General features: G+C 29.9%; 20 protein-coding genes. 5 read left to right on the top strand and 15 right to left on the bottom strand.

Annotated elements, in window-relative coordinates; translation table 11 throughout:
- Nucleotides 1–11: 11 nt before the first annotated feature.
- The 5 genes from DYR29_RS11715 to DYR29_RS11695 form a co-directional block, all read right to left on the bottom strand.
- A complete protein-coding gene (locus DYR29_RS11715; protein ID WP_213277012.1) occupies nucleotides 12–551 on the bottom strand; it encodes a TlpA family protein disulfide reductase in 540 nt (179 codons plus the stop codon).
- Nucleotides 552–560: 9 nt separating this feature from the next.
- Entirely contained in the window at nucleotides 561–1,124 is a 564-nt protein-coding gene (locus DYR29_RS11710; protein WP_213277011.1) for a thioredoxin family protein, read from the bottom strand.
- Nucleotides 1,125–1,141: 17 nt separating this feature from the next.
- Entirely contained in the window at nucleotides 1,142–2,212 is a 1,071-nt protein-coding gene (gene aroC / locus DYR29_RS11705) for a chorismate synthase (RefSeq protein WP_142717824.1), read from the bottom strand.
- A gap of 50 nt (nucleotides 2,213–2,262) precedes the next feature.
- A complete protein-coding gene (locus DYR29_RS11700) occupies nucleotides 2,263–3,834 on the bottom strand; it encodes an LIC_10190 family membrane protein (RefSeq protein ID WP_249413483.1) in 1,572 nt (523 codons plus the stop codon).
- 117 nt (nucleotides 3,835–3,951) lie between these two features.
- Nucleotides 3,952–4,503 carry a YMGG-like glycine zipper-containing protein gene (locus DYR29_RS11695; protein ID WP_213277008.1) on the bottom strand — a complete coding sequence of 184 codons (552 nt, stop codon included), beginning with the start codon at nucleotides 4,501–4,503 and terminating at the stop codon, nucleotides 3,952–3,954.
- Nucleotides 4,504–4,745: 242 nt separating this feature from the next.
- On the opposite strand from DYR29_RS11695, the gene DYR29_RS11690 reads away from it, so the two are divergent.
- Nucleotides 4,746–5,186 (top strand): hypothetical protein, encoded by a 441-nt coding sequence (locus tag DYR29_RS11690; RefSeq protein ID WP_213277007.1) that lies wholly within the window; start codon nucleotides 4,746–4,748, stop codon nucleotides 5,184–5,186.
- Between the two features lie 885 nt (nucleotides 5,187–6,071).
- Here the strand turns inward: DYR29_RS11690 and DYR29_RS11685 are convergent.
- From DYR29_RS11685 to DYR29_RS11640, 10 genes are all read right to left on the bottom strand, one after another.
- Entirely contained in the window at nucleotides 6,072–6,299 is a 228-nt protein-coding gene (locus DYR29_RS11685) for a glutathione synthase (RefSeq protein WP_213277006.1), read from the bottom strand.
- A gap of 534 nt (nucleotides 6,300–6,833) precedes the next feature.
- Nucleotides 6,834–7,268 (bottom strand): CPBP family glutamic-type intramembrane protease, encoded by a 435-nt coding sequence (locus tag DYR29_RS23030; RefSeq protein ID WP_425394637.1) that lies wholly within the window; start codon nucleotides 7,266–7,268, stop codon nucleotides 6,834–6,836.
- Between the two features lie 119 nt (nucleotides 7,269–7,387).
- A complete protein-coding gene (locus DYR29_RS11675) occupies nucleotides 7,388–7,750 on the bottom strand; it encodes a DCC1-like thiol-disulfide oxidoreductase family protein (protein ID WP_213277004.1) in 363 nt (120 codons plus the stop codon).
- Entirely contained in the window at nucleotides 7,747–9,105 is a 1,359-nt protein-coding gene (locus DYR29_RS11670; RefSeq protein WP_213277003.1) for a hypothetical protein, read from the bottom strand. The genes DYR29_RS11675 and DYR29_RS11670 overlap by 4 nt, the downstream gene beginning before the upstream one ends.
- A 4-nt stretch (nucleotides 9,106–9,109) precedes the next feature.
- Nucleotides 9,110–9,772 (bottom strand): ATP-binding cassette domain-containing protein, encoded by a 663-nt coding sequence (locus DYR29_RS11665; RefSeq protein WP_213277002.1) that lies wholly within the window; start codon nucleotides 9,770–9,772, stop codon nucleotides 9,110–9,112.
- Nucleotides 9,756–10,688: an HTTM domain-containing protein gene (locus DYR29_RS11660; RefSeq protein ID WP_213277001.1), complete on the bottom strand. Its 933-nt coding sequence runs from the start codon at nucleotides 10,686–10,688 to the stop codon at nucleotides 9,756–9,758. The genes DYR29_RS11665 and DYR29_RS11660 overlap by 17 nt, the downstream gene beginning before the upstream one ends.
- Nucleotides 10,681–11,241, bottom strand: coding sequence for a hypothetical protein (locus DYR29_RS11655; protein ID WP_213277000.1), 561 nt, complete (start codon nucleotides 11,239–11,241; stop codon nucleotides 10,681–10,683). The genes DYR29_RS11660 and DYR29_RS11655 overlap by 8 nt, the downstream gene beginning before the upstream one ends.
- Before the next feature lie 74 nt (nucleotides 11,242–11,315).
- The gene (locus DYR29_RS11650; protein ID WP_213276998.1) at nucleotides 11,316–11,534 is read right to left on the bottom strand and encodes a hypothetical protein; all 219 of its coding nucleotides are present in this window, start codon (nucleotides 11,532–11,534) and stop codon (nucleotides 11,316–11,318) included.
- A 79-nt stretch (nucleotides 11,535–11,613) separates the two neighbouring features.
- Nucleotides 11,614–12,468, bottom strand: coding sequence for a GLPGLI family protein (locus DYR29_RS11645; protein ID WP_213276997.1), 855 nt, complete (start codon nucleotides 12,466–12,468; stop codon nucleotides 11,614–11,616).
- 192 nt (nucleotides 12,469–12,660) lie between these two features.
- Complete coding sequence (locus tag DYR29_RS11640; RefSeq protein WP_213276996.1) at nucleotides 12,661–14,418, bottom strand: helix-turn-helix domain-containing protein; 1,758 nt, start codon at nucleotides 14,416–14,418, stop codon at nucleotides 12,661–12,663.
- A 198-nt stretch (nucleotides 14,419–14,616) separates the two neighbouring features.
- Between DYR29_RS11640 and DYR29_RS11635 the strand changes: the two genes are divergently transcribed.
- The 4 genes from DYR29_RS11635 to DYR29_RS11620 are packed head-to-tail and all read left to right on the top strand — an operon-like array spanning nucleotide 14,617 to nucleotide 20,014.
- Nucleotides 14,617–14,784, top strand: a complete 168-nt coding sequence (locus DYR29_RS11635; RefSeq protein WP_213276995.1) for a hypothetical protein — start codon at nucleotides 14,617–14,619, stop codon at nucleotides 14,782–14,784.
- A gap of 3 nt (nucleotides 14,785–14,787) precedes the next feature.
- Nucleotides 14,788–16,959: a prolyl oligopeptidase family serine peptidase gene (locus tag DYR29_RS11630; protein ID WP_213276994.1), complete on the top strand. Its 2,172-nt coding sequence runs from the start codon at nucleotides 14,788–14,790 to the stop codon at nucleotides 16,957–16,959.
- Nucleotides 16,960–19,176 (top strand): lantibiotic dehydratase family protein, encoded by a 2,217-nt coding sequence (locus DYR29_RS11625; RefSeq protein WP_213276992.1) that lies wholly within the window; start codon nucleotides 16,960–16,962, stop codon nucleotides 19,174–19,176. It abuts the gene before it with no gap.
- A complete protein-coding gene (locus tag DYR29_RS11620) occupies nucleotides 19,169–20,014 on the top strand; it encodes a thiopeptide-type bacteriocin biosynthesis protein (protein WP_213276991.1) in 846 nt (281 codons plus the stop codon). The genes DYR29_RS11625 and DYR29_RS11620 overlap by 8 nt, the downstream gene beginning before the upstream one ends.
- Nucleotides 20,015–20,121: the final 107 nt, after the last annotated feature.

The following is a 20,121-nucleotide window of genomic DNA, read 5'->3' as shown; positions in this document are numbered from 1 at the left end:
TAGTTAAAAATTTATTTGATAATATTGTCAATGAACTGATGCACAGTCTCTGTGTCCCAATCTTTTGTCGCATCTTCCTTGATAAGGATTCTTCCATGCTTGTCCAGAAGGAAAGTCGTAGGAAAAACTTTAGGAAGAATTTTCTCAGAAATAGGGCTTTGAGCAATATATACAGGAACAGTGTAATTATTTTCCTTTAAAAATTTTCTTATATCCTCTTCTTTGTCATTCATTGCAATCAATACAAAATCTACATGATCTTTTCTGGTGTCATACAATTTCTGAATAGATGGCCATTCTTTTCGGCATGGCGGGCACCAGGTTCCCCAGAAGTTTAGGAAAATCCCTTTATCCTTAAAGTTTTTAAGATTCGTACTCGGAGCGTTGATTCCTTTAAGTTCTATATCGTAATCCTCTTCACTGATATGTACAGCATTTTCAATAGTGGCTACCGGAAAGAATGTATCCTTTAGGAAATTTCTTATCCCCGGTACAAACGCAACAACACCAATGACGGCAATAATTACAAGATAGATGATCCCTTTTTTCATATCTGGTTTTTATAGAAGATCCAAAATTTCCTGAACAGCATCTTTTCCTCTGTTCTTGGCATAATATATCTGCAGATCATTGTAGAACATATCTTTTGTATACGTTTCAGGATCAGCTTTGTATTTCATTAGCAGCTCATATCCGTATTTCGGACGTGGGCCCCATGAATTTTTTACATTCAGGTCCTTGTCTAGGATAATTACTTTCGGAATAGATTCCGTACCATTGGTCAGAAACTGGTTGATTAAACTTTTATCACTGTCTCTTAGAAAAACTCTTACCTCATTATGGCCTTCAAAAAATCTGAATAATGCAGGCACTGTTGCACTTGCATCACCACACCAGGCTTCAGAGATGATTAAAATCTTTCCATCAAAATTTTTAGTGGCAAGTTCTTTCAGCTGATCTTCATCCGGAACGTATTTTTTTACCGTTCGGTCCATTCTCTGAAGACCCAGCTCATAATATTGTTTATAGTCAGCTTCCTGTTGGTTGGCAGGATTCTCTAATCTTTCTTTTGCAATCTGAAGGTATTCCTCAAAAGAAATTCCTTTATCCCAGTAATTTTTCATTACCAAAAATATTTATGTTAAAAATTATTGATATTTCTTGTTTTGTTGATCAGAAAAAGATCTGCCAATACAAATGCTGCAAGGCTTTCCACTACAGGAACCGCTCTTGGAACCACACAAGGGTCATGGCGCCCTTTTCCTTCTACGATCACAGGATTTCCGTCTTTATCAATACTGTCCTGAGGTCTTAAAATAGTGGCCACAGGTTTGAAAGCTACACGGAAATAAATATCCATTCCGTTGGAAATTCCACCCTGAATACCTCCGGAAAGGTTAGATTTTGTAGTAAAATCTGTATTGAAAGCATCATTATGCTCTTTTCCTGTCATTTTGGCTCCGCAGAAACCGCTTCCATATTCAAAACCTTTGCAGGCATTGATATTAAGCATTGCTTTTGCCAGTTCAGCCTGAAGCTTTGAAAATATAGGTTCACCAATTCCTACGGGAACATTTTTAATCACACATGTAATGGTTCCACCAATGGTATTCCCTTCTTTTTTGATCTCTTTGATTCTTGAAATCATCTTTTCAGCTGTTTCAGCATCAGGGCAACGAACGTCATTGCTTTCCGTTTGGGAAAAATCTAAAGCCTGATAAGGCTTTTCACAGAAAATATCACCTACGGAAGAAACATAAGCGTTGATTTCAATGTCTGATAAAAGCTGCTTGGCAAGAGCGCCGGCAACTACCCAGTTCATGGTTTCCCTTGCTGAAGATTTTCCACCGCCACGATGATCTCTAAAACCAAATTTCTGGTCATAAGTAAAATCTGCATGGCTTGGACGATATGCCCCTGCTATATGATCATAATCTTTCGATTTCTGATTTTCGTTTTCAATGATAAAACCAATGGGAGTACCTGTTGTTTTTCCATCAAAGATTCCTGAAAGAAACTTTACTGTGTCACTTTCTTTTCTTTGAGTAACAATTGCTGACTGGCCAGGTTTTCTTCGGTTCAGTTCATATTGAACCTTATCGAGATCTACCGTTAAACCTGCCGGAAAATTATTGATGATACCGCCGTAAGCCACTCCGTGACTTTCTCCAAATGTTGTAAGACTAAGAAGATTACCTAATGTATTGAACATAGTACAAAATTACCTTTTTTTCTTCAGATAATAAAGTTTCTGGATTTGTTCTATTTATCAGTGTTTTTGATATTATTGATAACCTGTTGAGCTTCTTTTTTTTCTTCCGGAGTCATTTTTTTCCAGATAAAACCTTTTTTGAGATCATTTTTATCCGAAAGCTGAGGGAAAATACCTGCTTTTACATCATCAACAATATAGAATGGCGTAACGGCTGGAAGAGGAGTATCAAAACTGTATGGGTAATTGCGAGAAACATTAAATTTAAAATTCCCGATTTTAAATGTGTTAAACTGACGGTATTTGTAGGTTGAGGGCTTATAAAGCTGTTCTTTTTCAAAACCTGTCATAAAGCTTCCCACTCTGAAGCTCGGAATATATTTTTGAATCAATGCCGGAAAAGATAATATTGAAATGAAAAATAAGCTTAAAACTGAAAAAACAGTAATGGCTTTTTTCTGATTAAAATATTCATGAAACAGAACAAAAAATATCACGAAAAAAACATCGATGAAAAATCTGTATTGGGCGGAAAATGCAAGGACCAGTATACTTTTTATCAATAATGAAATGCAGATCAAAGTGATGAGTTTGCTTTTTTTGATCCAGGCAAATACAGAAAAAACAACTAAACTCAGGACAAAAAGAATATTAATTTTTGATTTGATTCCTTCCAGAAAAAGCCAGTTTTTAATATAATCTGATATTGAAAATTTTTGAATTTCTTCATAGGTATACTGCATATCATAGGTTTTCATGATTGCAAATTGTGAGGAAATTTTTAAAACCTCGTGATTGGGTTTCCATGATACTCCCAGATCGCCTATTGCTACAGGGAAAACGGGAAAACCGAATGTCCATATATTTTTAATAAAGAAAAGCAAGAGAATCAGAATCCCTAAAAGTAATGGCTTGAAATTGTTTTTGAAAATAAAAACTGAATGTAAGAATACCAATATAGGCAGCCATATCATAGTAGGTTTTATAGAGAAAACAAAAACTGAAAAGGCAAAAAGGAGAGTGGTATTTCTGTTTCCGGCTATGAGCTCATTTAAAATAATCAGTGAAAAAATAATCACAGGAAGATCCGGGCTTGGAGACTGAGAAAACAGTAATAAGACCGGTAGGAAACAGAGATGTACCCAGTTTTTTCTTTCGATGATATAAATGGTGTAGATAATGAGTAATACAGCATTGATTCTTAAAAATGGATCAGAAAAATTGGAAAATCCTGCCTGAAAAATATGCCAGACAGACATTTGCCCCAGTGTGAGGTCTACGTTTGAAATTCCTTTTACCAGTCCATATTCTGTAAGCCATTGAAGAGTAGGGATATAGTAACCAAAATGATCCAATATATAAGGATAGTAAGAACCTGCGAATAAAATAATAAAAGTTGTGGCACTAAAAAGTATAAAATCTTTCTTTGAAAACTGATAAAATTCTCCATAGAGCCGATTTCTAAAGAAAAAGAATAATCCCACAAATATTGAAACTGTTTCTACATAGATATTTAAAGGAATAAAAAAAGAAATAAACGTCCATATCAGGCTTAATCCCAGGATTCCAGATAAAATTTTTCCTGAGATTCCCTGAAACAGGATCCCGGATACATTTTCCATGATTTTCCCCCAGCCTATTAAGACGGGTATGATGAAAATTGAAGAAAACAGAATCAATAGCATAAAAAAAGATTGCTTAAAAATAAGCAATCTTTATATTTATTGTGAAAATATTTATTAACGGGGTTGTACCCTTCCGTCTTTTCTATCTTGTGATCTACCGATGGTATATCCTGTTGCACCTCCTACAACACCGCCAATTACAGCTCCGAGTCCTCTGTTTTTCTTGGCGATAAGTGCTCCTGCCGCAGCTCCACCTACAGTACCAATTACGGTTCCTTTGGCTGCTTTACTCCATCCTTTTTTCTGGGTAGTTCCCTGTGAAGTACCACTTCCGTTATTGGCATAACTTCCGTTGCTACCTGATGAGCCGGAATTTGAATTTCTGTCTCTATATATTGTTCTTGTCTCTCTGATTACCTGTGGTCTTGAATTATTTTCAGCTGCAGCTCTTGCTTTTTTGGTTTCAGATATGCTGTCTGCTTTTTTCTGAGCTTCATAGACCATCTTTTCTTTTTCAATAGCCAGTTTTTGTTTTTCTATTTCAAGTTGTCTGGCTTGAAATTCAAGTTTCTGTGCTTCCAGTGATTTTTCAGCAACGCTGTCATCTTTCTTGCAGGCCGTCATTAAAAAGACGAATAAAAAACCTGCTAATATTATCTTTCTCATAATTCAAATTTTAATAAGATAAAGCCACAACGACTTTGATTTTAGTTTTATTTTCAATTATGAAGCCAAATTTTAGTTAATGAATGTTAAAATTGATACTAAAAAGTGGAGATAATTTTTAATAATGATAGATTTTATACTGTTAATGCGGAGTTGCAGGGTATTTGTAAATTTTAGTTCACTCATAGTTTTTATTGAATTCATATAAGTTGACTATTTTTGAATACCAAATTACTTTTAATATGAAAAAATCAATTTTTACAGTATCAGCGTGTATTGGACTGCTGACTGTTGTCACATCATTTTCCTCCACGGAAACAATAGAGAATAATAAAACCTGTTCAGAAACAGCTGATATCACACCAAAGTCCCAGACTTATAAGATCCGTTATGGACTTCTTTCAAAAAGCGGAGCAAAAATTCTTTCGGGAAATTATGATGTAGGAAGTTTTCTTGCTGAAAACATGGCTACCGGAGAAGTGTATGATACTTATTATAGTGGAGGGTTTCAGACCGTACCACAATATTATGACGGACTTCCGGCAGGAACTTATACCTTTTCTGCTATGCAGGGACAAGGCGGATGGGTAGGCTATGGAACGGTAATTGCTACAGTTTCGGACGCTCAGGTAGATTCTGATGGGTATATTACGGTGTATATTCCGATCATTTGGGATGAGTAGGCCTTGTGAGTAAAAAAATATTTAGTTACATTTACCCTTTCCTGAAATGAGAATTTTTTCAATCATTAAATAATTAATTACATTTTTTATTTTGTTTTTATGAATTTTATATTGAATAAATACTAACAAATTACTATAATTGTATAAATTATTACTGATTCATTTTTCAGGATGTTTTTGATTCTATAGAAATATTCATTCTCTATTTCTCCATTGTACTATCTTCTTCTGAAGAATGCAGTAACAATGATTGTATTGAATGATTCTACGATATTCTGTTTGGATTTTTCTAAATAGATTTTTTTCATCATTTGTGTTTTTTAGGCCTCCATCAGGAGGCCGTTTCTATTTATTCAGTTTTATGATTCTGCTCATATAATAATTGAAGAGGAGATACTACCTTTGAGTATAAGAGCATTTTCATTCCATATTTTATCAAAAAGACTTCTCTAACTGAGGAGTCTTTTGTTTTGTATATTATTTAAGGTGACTTTAGTTAGCTTTAAGTAAAATTATCACGTTGTTTGAATTGATTAATTATAAAGAATATATGTGTAAAATATTACTATAATCAAAAGTTATCTGATATTTTTTAGTAAACCAGTTTTGGAATATTCTAGAATCCGGAAGATTAGGAATTACAACGCTATTGTTTATTGTCTTTTTTTGAGAAATACTTTCTGCTGGCTGGTTAGCTTATTATTTAAAAGAAATAATTATTTTATGACTGTACTCATAAAATAAAAAAAAAGTGTGGTATATCTTTGGTTAAGAATTAATAGATAAAATAATTTTTATCTCTGATATAAAATTTTTTTTCATCATTTGTGTTTTTTGAGGCCTCCATTTTTTGGGGGCTTTTTTCATATAACACTTTTACATCTTTTAAAGATCGAAGAGTATTCTACCGTTAAACGGGGTATCCCAAATAATAAATATTTTGTCATTTGATCTTCTCAGAGGAGCTTGAATGATTTCATAGTCTCCTTTTTCGGTCAGCCTTTCTACAATGAGATCGGAACCTTTACCTATTTCATTTATATCGTACTCCAACTGATATTCTTTTTCATTGCTTTTCGTGAAATCTTCTTTATTAAAAATTATTTGTGCCATGATAATTTAAATTTATTGGATTGATTTATATGAAGAATAAATTATGCCAATTTGGTGTTGATTTAGTTTTTTTGATAGCTTGATTAAGTATTTTGGAATTTTTTATTTTCTAATATGAATTTTATTTTACCAAATTGTAAATTATTTTATTTTTAATATTTTCGCAGGCATGTTGTATTTATTTTAATTAATTATAAATAATTATGAAGTGGTTTTTAAAGCATCAGTAAAATCGGTCTAAAATGCTGAAATTACAAAATGAATAACACTTGGAGTAAATCGCTTTTTTTTCTCAAAGTTGGCATTCTTGGCACGATTTTTCGATATAGAAATGTAACTCATGTTTAATTTGAGTTTTCATGGTTATTAGTTTTTATCCTCGGAATTTCCGGGGATTTTTTTTGCTCTAATATGACGCTGCTCATAAACGTAAACTAATTAATCCTCTATTTTTGAGTAAGATAATTTTCTATCCATCATCTTTTTGCATTATTTATCAAGCTCTTCTTTGATCAGGAGGAGCTTGTTTTTATATTATTTAATACAAAAAGTCACATTATAAACAAAAATCCAAAAAGATTGAATAGTGCGTGGAAGAGTACTGTCAGGAACGTGCTTGTTATAATAGATATAAAGGTTATTTAAAATAAGACCTCCAAAAAATGTCATCACAATATATAGCCAATTATAATAATGCATTGATGCGAAAATGATACTCATAATGATGATGCAGAAGCATTTATTCCTTATGCCTATCCATTTCGTCAAAACCAGATAAGGGAAATATTGAAATACTAAAGTCTCAATAAAAGGAGCAACAAAGATTGCAATAAAGTGTAGTTCGTTTTTTGAGATATTTTGATGTTTATAATAATTTACATTAAAATGCAAATAGGTATCATTGATGTAATTGAAGAAATATCCATTTAAAAGAGCTAAGGCAAATGAAATGATAAAGAATGTGAACATTTTTTTCATATACTAAGAAGAATATTTACAATACCGAAATAGATCAATAAACAAGATTGTATTTTAGAATTTAACATTCTTTATCTACTTAGACAATTGCTATCAGCATTCAGCCGATATTATTGTATTTTGCAGTTTTCCTCATCACAATGTATAGGAATTATTTTTCTTTTTACTGCTAATTCCTTATAAATTAATTGTCCGAGACCAGTGATCTTAAATAGAAAAAGAATTGGAAAAAATATCCAAAATAACGGTAGTCTTAAAAGTATCATATAAATTGTAATAAAACCATATCTCCATTTTTTATCATATGAAGCCATCTGCTGTTCTGCCAATGTTTTATTTATACCAAAGGCTTCGCTAATATGACTGGGATTTCTCAATTCCTTAATTTCCAGCATATTCATCCAATCCAATCTTTTTATGTTTCTGACAAACAATGTACAGTTTGGGCAATAATTATCATAATAAATTTTCATAACTGGAAAATATTTAGAATAGGTTTACCTGTCAAATAGGTAGCAAACAAAATAATTAATAGGATATCAATAAATGTGTTATTTTTAAAAACACGTGACATGATAACTTGAAAACCTGTAAGTATAAAAAAGCTTAATAATACATACATATTTTGCGTAAATGAATGTCTTATTAATAATGGTATTAACAATATTACATAGAAAACAAAGATGATCACATTTTTTGACAAAACAATTTCAAAGTTTTTATAAGGTGAAATATTCTCTGCATAATCGATGTTATATAAGGATAATCTTGTAAGAAATTTATTAATAAAAAGAGTAAAGAAAAAGAGTAAGGGTAGCAAGAATTTTAAAAAATCTTCTTTTACGGGGAATAATAAAACCCAAATGATAAGAATAGCAGAAATTGCAGTTTTGTCTACGGAGAGTGAGAAAAGATAGAAATCTTTTTGAAGTATATTAAAAAATGACAGATCTTTTTTTATTTGACTGAAAGAAAACTTAATAGATTTCATTTCTGTGTCTTTTTGTGAAAAATCGGCAAGTGTTTTAATTATAGTGAGTTTCCTGTTTATAGGGATTTTAGACAATAAATACACAGTTGAAATAAACAGTGTCAATGCAGCTAACTTATTTAGCCAAAATATAGGGAAGATAGGTTCTTGTAGAGAAATAATATGTAGTCTGGATTTTGGAAGATATCCAATGGCAAATAGATTTGTTTCAGAAATATTCTTATTGATTATAAAATTTAATTCATGAATTCCTAAAATTCCCAAAAAAAATCTATCATTAAACATGATAAAAAATACCAATATGTAATAGACAGCATATTTGAGAAAGTTATTTTTTATATAATATTCTATAAAATAACTCACTCCAGCAATAATCAGGATGTATGGCACCGAAAAATATAAGAGAGGAAAGATGAAATATGGTCCTGTAAGCTCGATGTTCTGTATGAAAATTGTAATGTTCAAAATAAATAGAAATGTCATTCCTATAAAGAAAAGCCCCATAATTTTATATAATGCTTTAAAGAATGAACTTAAAAAAGAAAGATCTTCCTGTACATAAGTATAATTTAAAATTTCCTTTTCTCTTTCTCCTGCTAAAATATGAATCAATAGCCACGAAATGATCACATTAGAAAAGATTGCAGAAACGTTTCCAATCCAAAATTTATTTGGAGCAGGGCTTATGTTACCCATATAGAATGTTACATAATCGGCATCTTTACCGGGTATAAGGAAAAGCCCCAATACGATTAAAATCAGGGTGCAGAAAATAAAGGATTTTTTTTTGATTAAATACGTATAGTATAAAGACGATAGAGGAAGCAATCTTGACATTTAACTATTTATTTTTAAAATTAATATTGTTTTCCAGAGAGGCTGATCCGCTACTAATAGTTATTTTCTTATCACAAAATCTGGAAATTTCATCTATTAAATGTGTTGATAGAATGACAATACTCGTTTTGGAAATATCTTTTAGAAGTAAATACATTTTTTCACGTTCCATATAATCTAGATTATTGACAGGTTCATCAAGTATCAATACATTAGGGCTGTTAATTATGGATAAAGCGAATGAGATTTTTTGCTTAATTCCTCCCGATAGGTTTTTTACTTTTTGCTTTTTATAACTTTCTAAATCAAAATCTTTTATAATCTTTAAAATGTTATTATGTAGGCTTTTTTTCTCACATCCTTTCAAAAGGCCGAAATAAGTTAAATTTTGGATAATATCGAAATCTTGAATAAGTCCAAGATTCTGAGACATAAATCCCAAATCTTTTCTTAGAGATTGTGGCTTATTTAATACTGAAACGTCATTATAAAAAAAATCTCCCGTTGACGGTTGTTTTAATGTTGAGATAATATTAATTAGTGAAGTTTTTCCTGTACCATTTAATCCTAATAAGGCATAGAGCCCATTTTCAAATTCCAGATTAATTTTATTTAAAATTATTTTATCCCCAATTTTATAGGAAATGTCTTTAAGTTGTAACTTCATTATTCTTGTTTTTTTGTTTAAATATAACTGATCGTTTTTCGTCCAAATATTTCATTAGTATAGAAAACTTGCCAGGATAGAAAGCAATTATATTAAAAAGCAACATTGCGATAGAAAAGGTATATATTTTTATGACCAAAGCGATTACAATATGCATAATGATTATATTGATAATCGTCCATTTTCTTATGTTTTTACTTAGAAAAACAAAAATAGGAAATAAAAGTTCCAATATCGTTACATGTAATGAGGCTAGTTGATAAATAAACTTTGGAATGTGAGTAAAAAATGAGTTAATTACCTTTTCATCTAAATAATGATTAATACAAAGCCAAATTGCATTACCATCAAGCCAGTCAAACCCTAAAGCTTTACCAAATCCTCCAAAGAAATAAATAATACAAAGCTGGATCTGCATTAACCTTACAGCAAACGAGAATATAATACCTTTATATGATTCAACTTTTATCTTATCTTCAATACAAAAAAAAAGATTGATATAAAGCATAAAAGCAATCATAAAATCAGCACCATAGGATAATAAGTAAGCAGAATTAAGGAATACCGTATGCAGGAAAATGACTATAATAGCAAACAGAATTTTCCAATAATTTAGCAATATCATTATCAGAGAAACAATATATAAGTAAAAGGGAATAATGAAAGCATACTTATACTCAATGCTAGTTAAGGAAATTATGTTTTCAGTAAGTGTAGATACTTTTATTTTATCTTCAGAAACAAAATTATTATTCAGAGATTCGCTTATTATTCCGTTTTTAGAATATATACTGTATAAATCAGGAAATATTGATAGTATATTAATTAGTGCTAAAATACTTATTAAATAAATAAAAATTTTTGTGTTTTTGGAATCATCTTTATAAGAAGTCATAAATGAAACTATCTTACTCATGGGTGTTTAACTTTTTAATGTTATATGCATTAATACTTTTTTTATTTCCCTGATATTTTTCATCTAATAACCTAATCCTCCTGACAGAAACAATAAAATTCATATCTTTTATTTCCTTATTTTGATTAAGCATGAAAATGGATATATCCTTTACCAGCTTATTTCTTTTTTTTCTATTATCAAACATATTGGTCAGGTTTATTGACATAGACATGTATTTGACATTAGATTCTTTAGTGTTAAAGGATATTGGCATGGGAGTATTTGTACTGTTTGTAGTGAAACTGTATTCAATTTTATTTCTATTAAGATTAGGTGAATAAAATGCATATCCCCTGTCAATTCCAGCATAATTTGAATAGTACATTATGATATCAGGATAGTATGATGTATCAGTTGGAACTATTTGTGCATACATTTTTCCAACGGGATTTAATGCTATTTTTTTTATGTCTTTAAAATACCCCAGCGAATAGATATTATTTGTGATTGATACTATTGCATGAAATATTAAAATAAAAAAAATAAAGAATATCCAAGTATTTTTTTTCATTGAAAACTTTAATATAAAAGTGATAATAAATGAGCTGTCCGAATGAAGGACAGCTCACTAAAGCTTTGGTGAAATTATTCCCAGCCTCCTAATCCAGCAATGTCCTTGCTCCAAAGAAGTACGAAACCTGCTGCTGCTTCAGTTTCAAGCTGCTCTGCATTTTTTTCTGTAACAGCAGTGTTATTTTTGTTAGCTTCAACTGTACTATCGTTTGCTTTTGCAAAAGTAAATAGTGATGTAGAAACTAAAGCTACTGCTACTAAAGCTACGATTGACTTAGTTTTCTTATACATATTTTTAAGAATAATTATTAACGATTTGGCTCCATTTTATTTCGGCTGAGCCCTCTTCCTTCTGTTTTATGGAAAATGTCTAAAATTTGTTATTAGTTTCTATATTGTAAATATTGTTTTTAAGAATATTCATTACTTTTTTATTTTCGGCTTTAATAACTTCTGATACAGTTCTACCGTCAGGCATTTTCTTATTCATATCGTCTGAAGTCATTTTATTTATGAGCTTTCCCATTGGATTTTCTTGAAAATCCTTAAACATGGTTAAAAATTTTCTTTTATCTACTTCAATGATATTTTTGCTACCCAATTTATCCGAGAATGAATTCTCTTCGTAATTTGTTATCTTTTTGTTACCGGCCAAAATCCAGGAAAATTCTTTTTTCTCATCTTCAATTTTTACAATTAAGCCTGGTAATCCGTAAAATTTATATGGACCATCTTGAAATGGAATTGTTTTGCTGAACCAAGCTGTCCATTTTCTGCCATTAAATTCTGCAGTAGCTTTTTGAACAGGATATTCGTTAATTGTAGAGGTTTCTGTTTTTATTTTCCAATTTAGCTTAGCCTCTTCGGAGTAATAAAACTTATCATTTAAAATTTTATCATAGAAATAAATTTCCTTACTTGGATTTTTCTTTATAACCTTATAAGAAAAAACAGGGATTTTAAGCATTTTACTTAGATCAGGATTATTACCCGATTGTTTAGATTTTTGTAAAATATCATTAATGAGTGAGTCTTGGGAAACAGATAAGTAATCTCTATAAATTGATTTATCACCTGTAATATCAAGGATTGTTAGAATTTTCTCATAAGTCGAAGAATCCTTATTTTTTTTATAGGTAAGTTCATAGAAAAATCTATTAGCTTCAGTTTGACTGTATGCCTTGCTAAAAAATAATACAATGATAATAAAGAATGCTTTCTGCATGTTAAATGTTTATTAATTTGAGTTGATTGAAAATCGTCTAATCTGTTTTAACTGAGGCAAACTTATGAATGAATAGAAAGCAAAAAAAATAACAACACTCGGGATTTATAAATTTATATGATGAATTTATAAATCCCGAGTGTTATTTAAATATCTGTAGTATAGGTTGTTGTTTGTTTTTTTAGATATGAATTATGATATAATTGATTTCTCAATTTCTTTGATATAAATAGAAGTTGTAGTTCCGGTTTTTTTCTTGAATGCGACTGAAAATGCCTGCACATTATTATAACCAATTTCTTCTGCAATAGCTGGAAGCTTATAAGACCTGAATTTTTTGTCTTCTATTAATCGTTTTAATACATAATCAATACGCAAATCATTAAGGTAAGAATTGAAGTTTTTCCCTTTATTGCTGTTGATGGTTTCAGATAAATATGCGGTGTTGGTTTTTATTTTTTTAGCTAGATTTACTAAAGTTATACCTTTTTTGAGATATAATTCTTTAGTTTCAAAAGCTTCAAGTTCCTTAAGAATAGATATTTTGACATCTTCAGGGATAATTTTAGCAGTTTTTTCTTCTGTTTCTTCTATTTCAGATTCTTCAGCTTCTAATTCTTGTATTGCAGCCTGCTTCAATATATGAGGTATCGAAGTTTCGTTGTTAATGTCAATAGGGGTAATATTCTTTTTTTCAAATTTGTGAATTAATTCCTGTGCAATTTTCCGGTGTTTTTTTTCAGTTTTCTTAGCCTTATAATAAAGATATAAAATTAATAATAGTAGTATCAATAAAATTCCAATAGAAGCATATAAAATTGTTTTTCTGGTTTTTAATTCCTTAATTATCTCTTCTTTTTCTTGTAAAAGGTTAGGGGTATCATATTTTTTAGGCAGTTCTGTGGATAAATATTGGAACTGCTCATCAAGCTTTTTGTCTACTTTTAAAAAACGATCAATATAATACAGTTGCTTTTCTTTATCATTTTTTTCTTTGTAATAATCAATGAGATAAGTATATATTTCCCGTAGCTTTGGAAAAGTAATTTCTGTTTTTTGAACATTACTATCTAGTAATATAAAATACTGTGCAGCTTTTTCTTTGTTTTTTAAACCATCATAAGCTTTACCCAGATCATAAAGTGCATAATTAGCATTGTTTTCATTGATTTTTATTAAATCATTATAAACAGTAGCTAGCTTTGTAATTGCTATATTATATTTTTTCTGCTTTAAGTCATATTTTCCAGATAAAAAAGAATATAAAGTAAGATCGTAACTATTTTTATTAGTATTAGCGAATGCTTTCCCTTCCTGAATTAGAATATTTGCAGAATCCAGTTTATTGATTTCAAGATAACAACTTATAAGTGCTATACGTATTTGATTATGCTGATATTTGTCTGTTATATTATTTCTGTTATATAAATAATATCTGAATATCTTCGCAGCCTCAACATTTTTACCTATATAACTATTAATATAAGCAATGTTCATATTAGCATAAGCTGTCTGCTTTTCATCATTCTGCTCTTTAGCATATTTTAACCCAAGAACATAATTGTCTAACGCTGCTTTTAAATTATCATACTTATAATATAGATTTCCTTTTATCAAATAAGTTCTGGCAGGATACAAGTTTCCCTTTATATTTTTTGTAATTACAGCTAAACTATCAATGTACTTTAAGGCAGTGGGAAAATCTTCATTAAAATGTATAAGATTATAGCCTTCAGCTATTTCGAAAGTATTTTTTTCTTTTTTAGCTTTTTGTAGATAATATTTAGCAATTCGTTTAGACTGCAGAGTCTGATTATGATCGTAATAATCATAAAACTTATTCTTTAGCTGAGTGTAATTAAATTCATATAAGCTATCAATTTTATTTTCTTGAGCGCTTATCAAATTATTAAATAAAAATATTAGAATTAGAAATATATACTTCATCATTTTGTAATACGATACAAATTTACATTTTTATTCATCAAATAGAAATTCTTAAAAAAAATAAAAAAAACATTTAACCTTCTAAAATTGTGTTTATTAAGTTGTTTTTAATATTATTGATTTATAAATCCATAATGGGTTCTTATTGCAGTTTTGAAAAATATTCTTTTATTTGCTGCTCGTTTTTAAATATTATCATTAATGAAAAAGACTATCAAATCTGAAAAAAAATTATCGCTAAAGAAATTACAAATACTGAAAATTAGCGAAATGAAAACAATTACTGGAGGGAATAATCAGCTAGAAAAAGATGATAGTGATGAACCAGGAACATTATTACCTAACAATACTATATCAGTGAGAGGTTAAAAAATGAAACAATTAATATTTATCATTATTAGCATTTTCTATTCTTTTTTTCTAAATGCTCAAAAAAGTAATCTAGCTCCTTCTATTGTGGCAACAGATGAATATTTTGGGACCAAGATTGTAGATAAATATAGAAATTTGGAGAACTTAGATAATCCTTCAACGAAAAAATGGATGAAGGAGCAAACAGATTATACCAACTCTATTCTTGGTAAGATTCCAAAAAGGAAGTTTTATTTAAATCAAAGACTGGAATTTGATCAAAGACAAGGTTACTCAATTTCGAATTTAAATATAACTAATAATGATAAATATTTTTATTTAAAGAAAAATGGCAATGAGAAAGTTGCCAAACTATATTACCGGGAGAGGTTTTCTGGAGAAGAAATACTTCTTTATGATCCCGCTAATTATAAAAGTAACGAACAAAATCATCAATTTGTTATTAATTATATTAGCCCCGATTTAGTTGGAAATAGGGTAGTTATTGCGATGGCTGAAAAAGGAAAAGAACTTTCGGAGGTTATTATTATGGATGTAAAAAGCAAATACATCTACCCCGAAGTCATTATTAATACAGCACCTGCAAATATAGGAGGAATAAATTGGTTGGATGATAATTCTGGCTTTTTCTATACATATTTTCCAATAAAAGATCCTAAGTCTTCTGACTTCTATAAAAATGCACAAGTTATTTTATACAAAATAGGAACAGACCCAAAGAAAGTGGTAGATGTTTTTTCCGCCAGTAATAATCCAGAACTAAAAATGGATGAAAAGAAAGCTCCTATTATTTTAGACTCTAACGACAGATTTTATATTGGAATGCTGCTTGATAATGAGTATTACAGGCAAACATTTATAATTGCAAAGCAAGATTTGCTAGAAGGGAAAAGAACGTGGAAGCCCCTTTATAATAAAGAAGATAAAGTGAGATCTCTACAACTCTCTGATAATGATTTATTTTTCTTGTCCCAATATAATTCTCAAAACTATACACTTTGTAAGACCAACCTGGTAAAACCAGATTTTAGAAATCCTGAAGTGCTTATTCCTGAAAAAGAAGACGAAGTTATTGGGCAATACAGGGTAACTAAAGATGGTATCTATTATACTACAACTAAAAATGGAGTTGAAGCAAAGCTATATCAGTATAAGGAAGGTAAAGATAGTTCGATTGAACCTCCCTATCCATCTGGCAGTATTAGTTTAAAAGCAAAAGGGAAAGATTTTTCAGAAATCTGGGTTAGCTGCTCAGGATGGGCAAATGAAGAACAACGTTTTAGATATGATCTGAGAACTGGTTTGTTTTCTCCTGAAAGTTTAACTCCAATTACAGATTATCCCGAATTTAGAGATATTATAGTTAAAGAAATCACTGTAAAAGCAAGAGACGGAGAAGAAATACCATTATCTCTTATATATAATAAAAATATTAAGATGAATGGTAAAAATCCTGTATTAATAGATTCTTATGGAGCATATGGATATTCTAGAACCCCATTTTTTTCTAGAATTTATTTATTATGGGCTAATCAGGGAGGAATTTTTGCAATAGCCCATGTGAGAGGAGGTGGTGAAAAAGGAAAAAAGTGGCGTTTAGGGGGATATAAAGAAACGAAACCTAATACGTGGAGGGATTTGATAGACTGTACAGAATATTTAATTAATGAAAAATATACCTCAAAAGATAAAGTTGCAATTTGGGGAGCTAGTGCAGGAGGAATAACTGTAGGAAGAGCAATAACAGAAAGACCTGAACTTTTTAAAGCTGCAATTCTGGAAGTTCCATCTATTAATACATTGAGGAATGTGCTTAGTATGGATATTAACTCAGAGGAATACGGAAACATAAAAGATCCAAAAGAATTTAAAGCTCTGCAGGAGATGGATGCATATTACCATATAAAGAAAGGAGTTAAATACCCTGCTACGTTTATAACAGCAGGAATAAATGATCCAAGAGTAGCTGCATGGGAGCCTGTGAAATTCGCTGCTAAGTTGATGGCTGATAATGGTTCTAAAAATCCAGTACTACTTCAAGTAGATTATGAAGGAGGTCACGGAAATAATACAACTGCCGCTCATGGGCATGCTAATCTATCAGATATTTTTGCTTTTGCCTTCTGGCAATTAGGACATCCTGACTACCAGCCTCAAAATCAAAAAAAATAAATGTCTCGTTTTCCATATCATTTTTTTGAGGAGTATGTTGTACGTACTCCTATGTTATCATACAAAAGCTTCCAAGAAAAGTACTATAAGGAAGAAGTTCTGGATGAAGAATTAAAAGAAGTATATAATGATCCTGTTTTTCAGGAATCCATCTATCTTGCGTCACCTGATTTATATGTGGCATTAAGAAAATGGATTGACTCAGAAAAAGAATTTTCACCCAAAGAATACCAAAGACTAAATTATACCTTTTTGAAATACTATAGCCGGATGAGTACACGCAGTACACCATTCGGCTTATTTTCTGGAGTCAAACTGGGAAAATTCAAGGATAAAACTGCTGCAACTAAAAATCAAAAATTAGCGATTATTGACCAAATTAGAGATACTAAACTTGATATGCATTTTTTGGTTGGTTTGGCTAATCATTTTGTGAAAACTCCGAAAATAGCAGATCAGCTTTTATTTTATCCTAATAACAGTATTTACAAAATAGGTAATAAAATAAGGTATATTGAATATCAACAATTAGATGGGAAAAGAGAACACATTATTTCATCTGCTTTAATTTCTGACGAATTACAGAGTATATTGGATTTTTCGAAACCAGGTAAAACCATTCATCAAATTTCAAAAATCCTTATTAATGCTGAAATTACAATTGAAGATGCTAAAGAATTTGTAGAAGAACTTATCAATAATCAAATACTTGTAAGCGAATTAGAACCTAATGTTTCAGGAAAAGATTTCTTAGATACTATTATCTCTATTTTAAACAGAATAAAAGCTAAAAAAGAAGTTGAAATTTTAATTTTGATAAAAAGAAAACTAGAAGAATTAGATCAGGAAATTGCGAATTCAGTTTGTAAATATGTTGAAGTTGAAGAATTAATTGAATCTTTTGAAATAGAATACGAGCAAAAATATTTATTTCAAACAGATTTATATTTTAAGGACATCTTTGAGTTGGCACCCAGTTGGAAAAGGAAACTTAAACAAGGGATTAGCTTCTTAAACAAAATTACTTTTAAGAAAAATGAAAATGAATTTTCAATGTTTAAAAAAGCTTTTTCCGAGAGATTTGAATCACAGGAAATATCTTTATTGTATGTTCTTGATCCTGAGGTTGGAATTGGTTACAAACAAAATGTTTCAATCAAAGGAATGCATCCTTATTTAGATGATCTGAAAATTTCAAATTCTAAAAAACAGGAGGATTTACATATTAAATTTAACCCGGTTCATAAAGTTCTTAACGAAAAGTTGCAAGATGCATTATTGGAAGATTTGTATAAGATTGAGTTAACGGATGAGGACTTTAAAGACTTCAATGAAAATTGGAATGATTTGCCTGATACAATTTCTTTTTTTGCAGAAATTATTACGGATAGTAATCAAGAAAAACTATGTTTAAATAATAGTACAGGGAGCAGTGCCGGGAATCTGTTGGGCAGATTTTGTTCAGAAAAAGCAGAAATACAACATTTGACAAAAACCATTGCGGACAAAGAGGAAGAAATAAATTCAGAATTTATTTTGGCAGAAATTATTCATTTGCCGGAATCAAGAATAGGAAATATAATAAGAAGGCCAACCTTAAGGCAGTATGAAATCCCTTATTTAGCTCAATCGCTGTTGCCAGCAGAAAATCAAATACAAGTAGAAGATTTGTATATTTCTTTGAAAAATGATAGGATTGTATTACGTTCAAAAAAATTGGATAAAGAAATAAAACCTTATCTGACAAACGCTCATAATTATCGTGCGAATACTCTGCCTGTCTATCATTTTTTATCTGATCTGTATTCTCAAGATATGAAATCAGGTCTTTATTTCAGTTGGGGAGGATTGGAACATATTTATACGTTTTTACCAAGGATAGAATATAATGATATTATTCTTTCAAAAGCTCGGTGGAAGATAACAGAAAGAGCTATTTCATTTTTGGAATCATCGATTTTAGATAAAAAAGACTTTTTACTAAAGATAAAAGAGTGGAGACAAAAAAGAAAAATTCCAGTATGGATTCAATGGGTAAAATTTGATAACACTTTAACAATAAACCTTGAAAATTATGATATGGCAAAGCTTTTTATACAAACTATAAAAAGAGAGAAGACAATTGTTATTGAAGAATTTTTATGTAATGAAAATGATGATTTTAAGCATGAATTTGTATTTCCTATGTATAAAGATAAACCACTGAAGAATGACTGAAAGAAAATTTATTCCGGGAAATGAATGGCTGTATCTGAAGATTTACACGGGAATTAAAACATCAGATATTATTCTGGAGGAAGCTATACAACTCTTGATCGATTATTTTATAGAAAATAATTATATCATGAAATGGTTTTTTATCCGCTATAATGATCCTAAACCACATTTGAGACTAAGAATCAAATTGAATACCACAGAAAATTATAACAAAGCTCTAGAAAAAATTGATTATAGTTTTCAACCTTATGTAGATAGTGGAGAGATTTCGAGTGTGGCCATTGAAACTTATATCAGGGAAATTGAAAGATATGGCCAAAATACGATAGAAGATGCTGAGGCATTTTTCCATCGAAATAGTGAATTTATTTTGCAGTGTTTGCATTATGATGATGAAGAAAAAATCATAGTTAGTTTCTTTTATATTGATCAACTTTTAAACAAATTAAACCTTTCGTTTCAGGAAAAGTTAGATTGGATCAGGGATTCCAATGATGCTTTTAAAAAAGAATTCAATGCTGACAAAAAGCTCAATAGTCAATTGGATAAAAAATACAGAGGATTTAAACCAAAGTTTCTTGATTTTCTTAATTCTGAAGATTTTTTAGAGGAGAGAAATGCTATTGTTTTCAATATTGAAAAATGTAATTCAATATTGAAAAATATTCTCAATCATAATGAAGACCAAACTTTAGAGATGCCTTTGCGAATTTTCTTTCAAAGTATATTTCATATGAATATCAACAGGATGTTTGTATCTAATCAAAGACTGTTTGAAATGATAATTTATGATTATTTGTTGAGGTATTATAAAATGGAAACTTTTAAAAACTTGTAGAAAACATTTATAATCTTTGTTAAGCGATTAATTTGGGAGATAAGAAATAATAAGTTTAGCTTTTTTAAGCTGAAAGTTCTAAAATCTAAAAACAAAAAAACCTCTAA

Origin of the sequence: Chryseobacterium indologenes (assembly GCF_018362995.1) — a bacterium.
Classification (GTDB): domain Bacteria; phylum Bacteroidota; class Bacteroidia; order Flavobacteriales; family Weeksellaceae; genus Chryseobacterium; species Chryseobacterium indologenes_G.
This window is presented reverse-complemented; position numbering and strand designations above follow the sequence as displayed.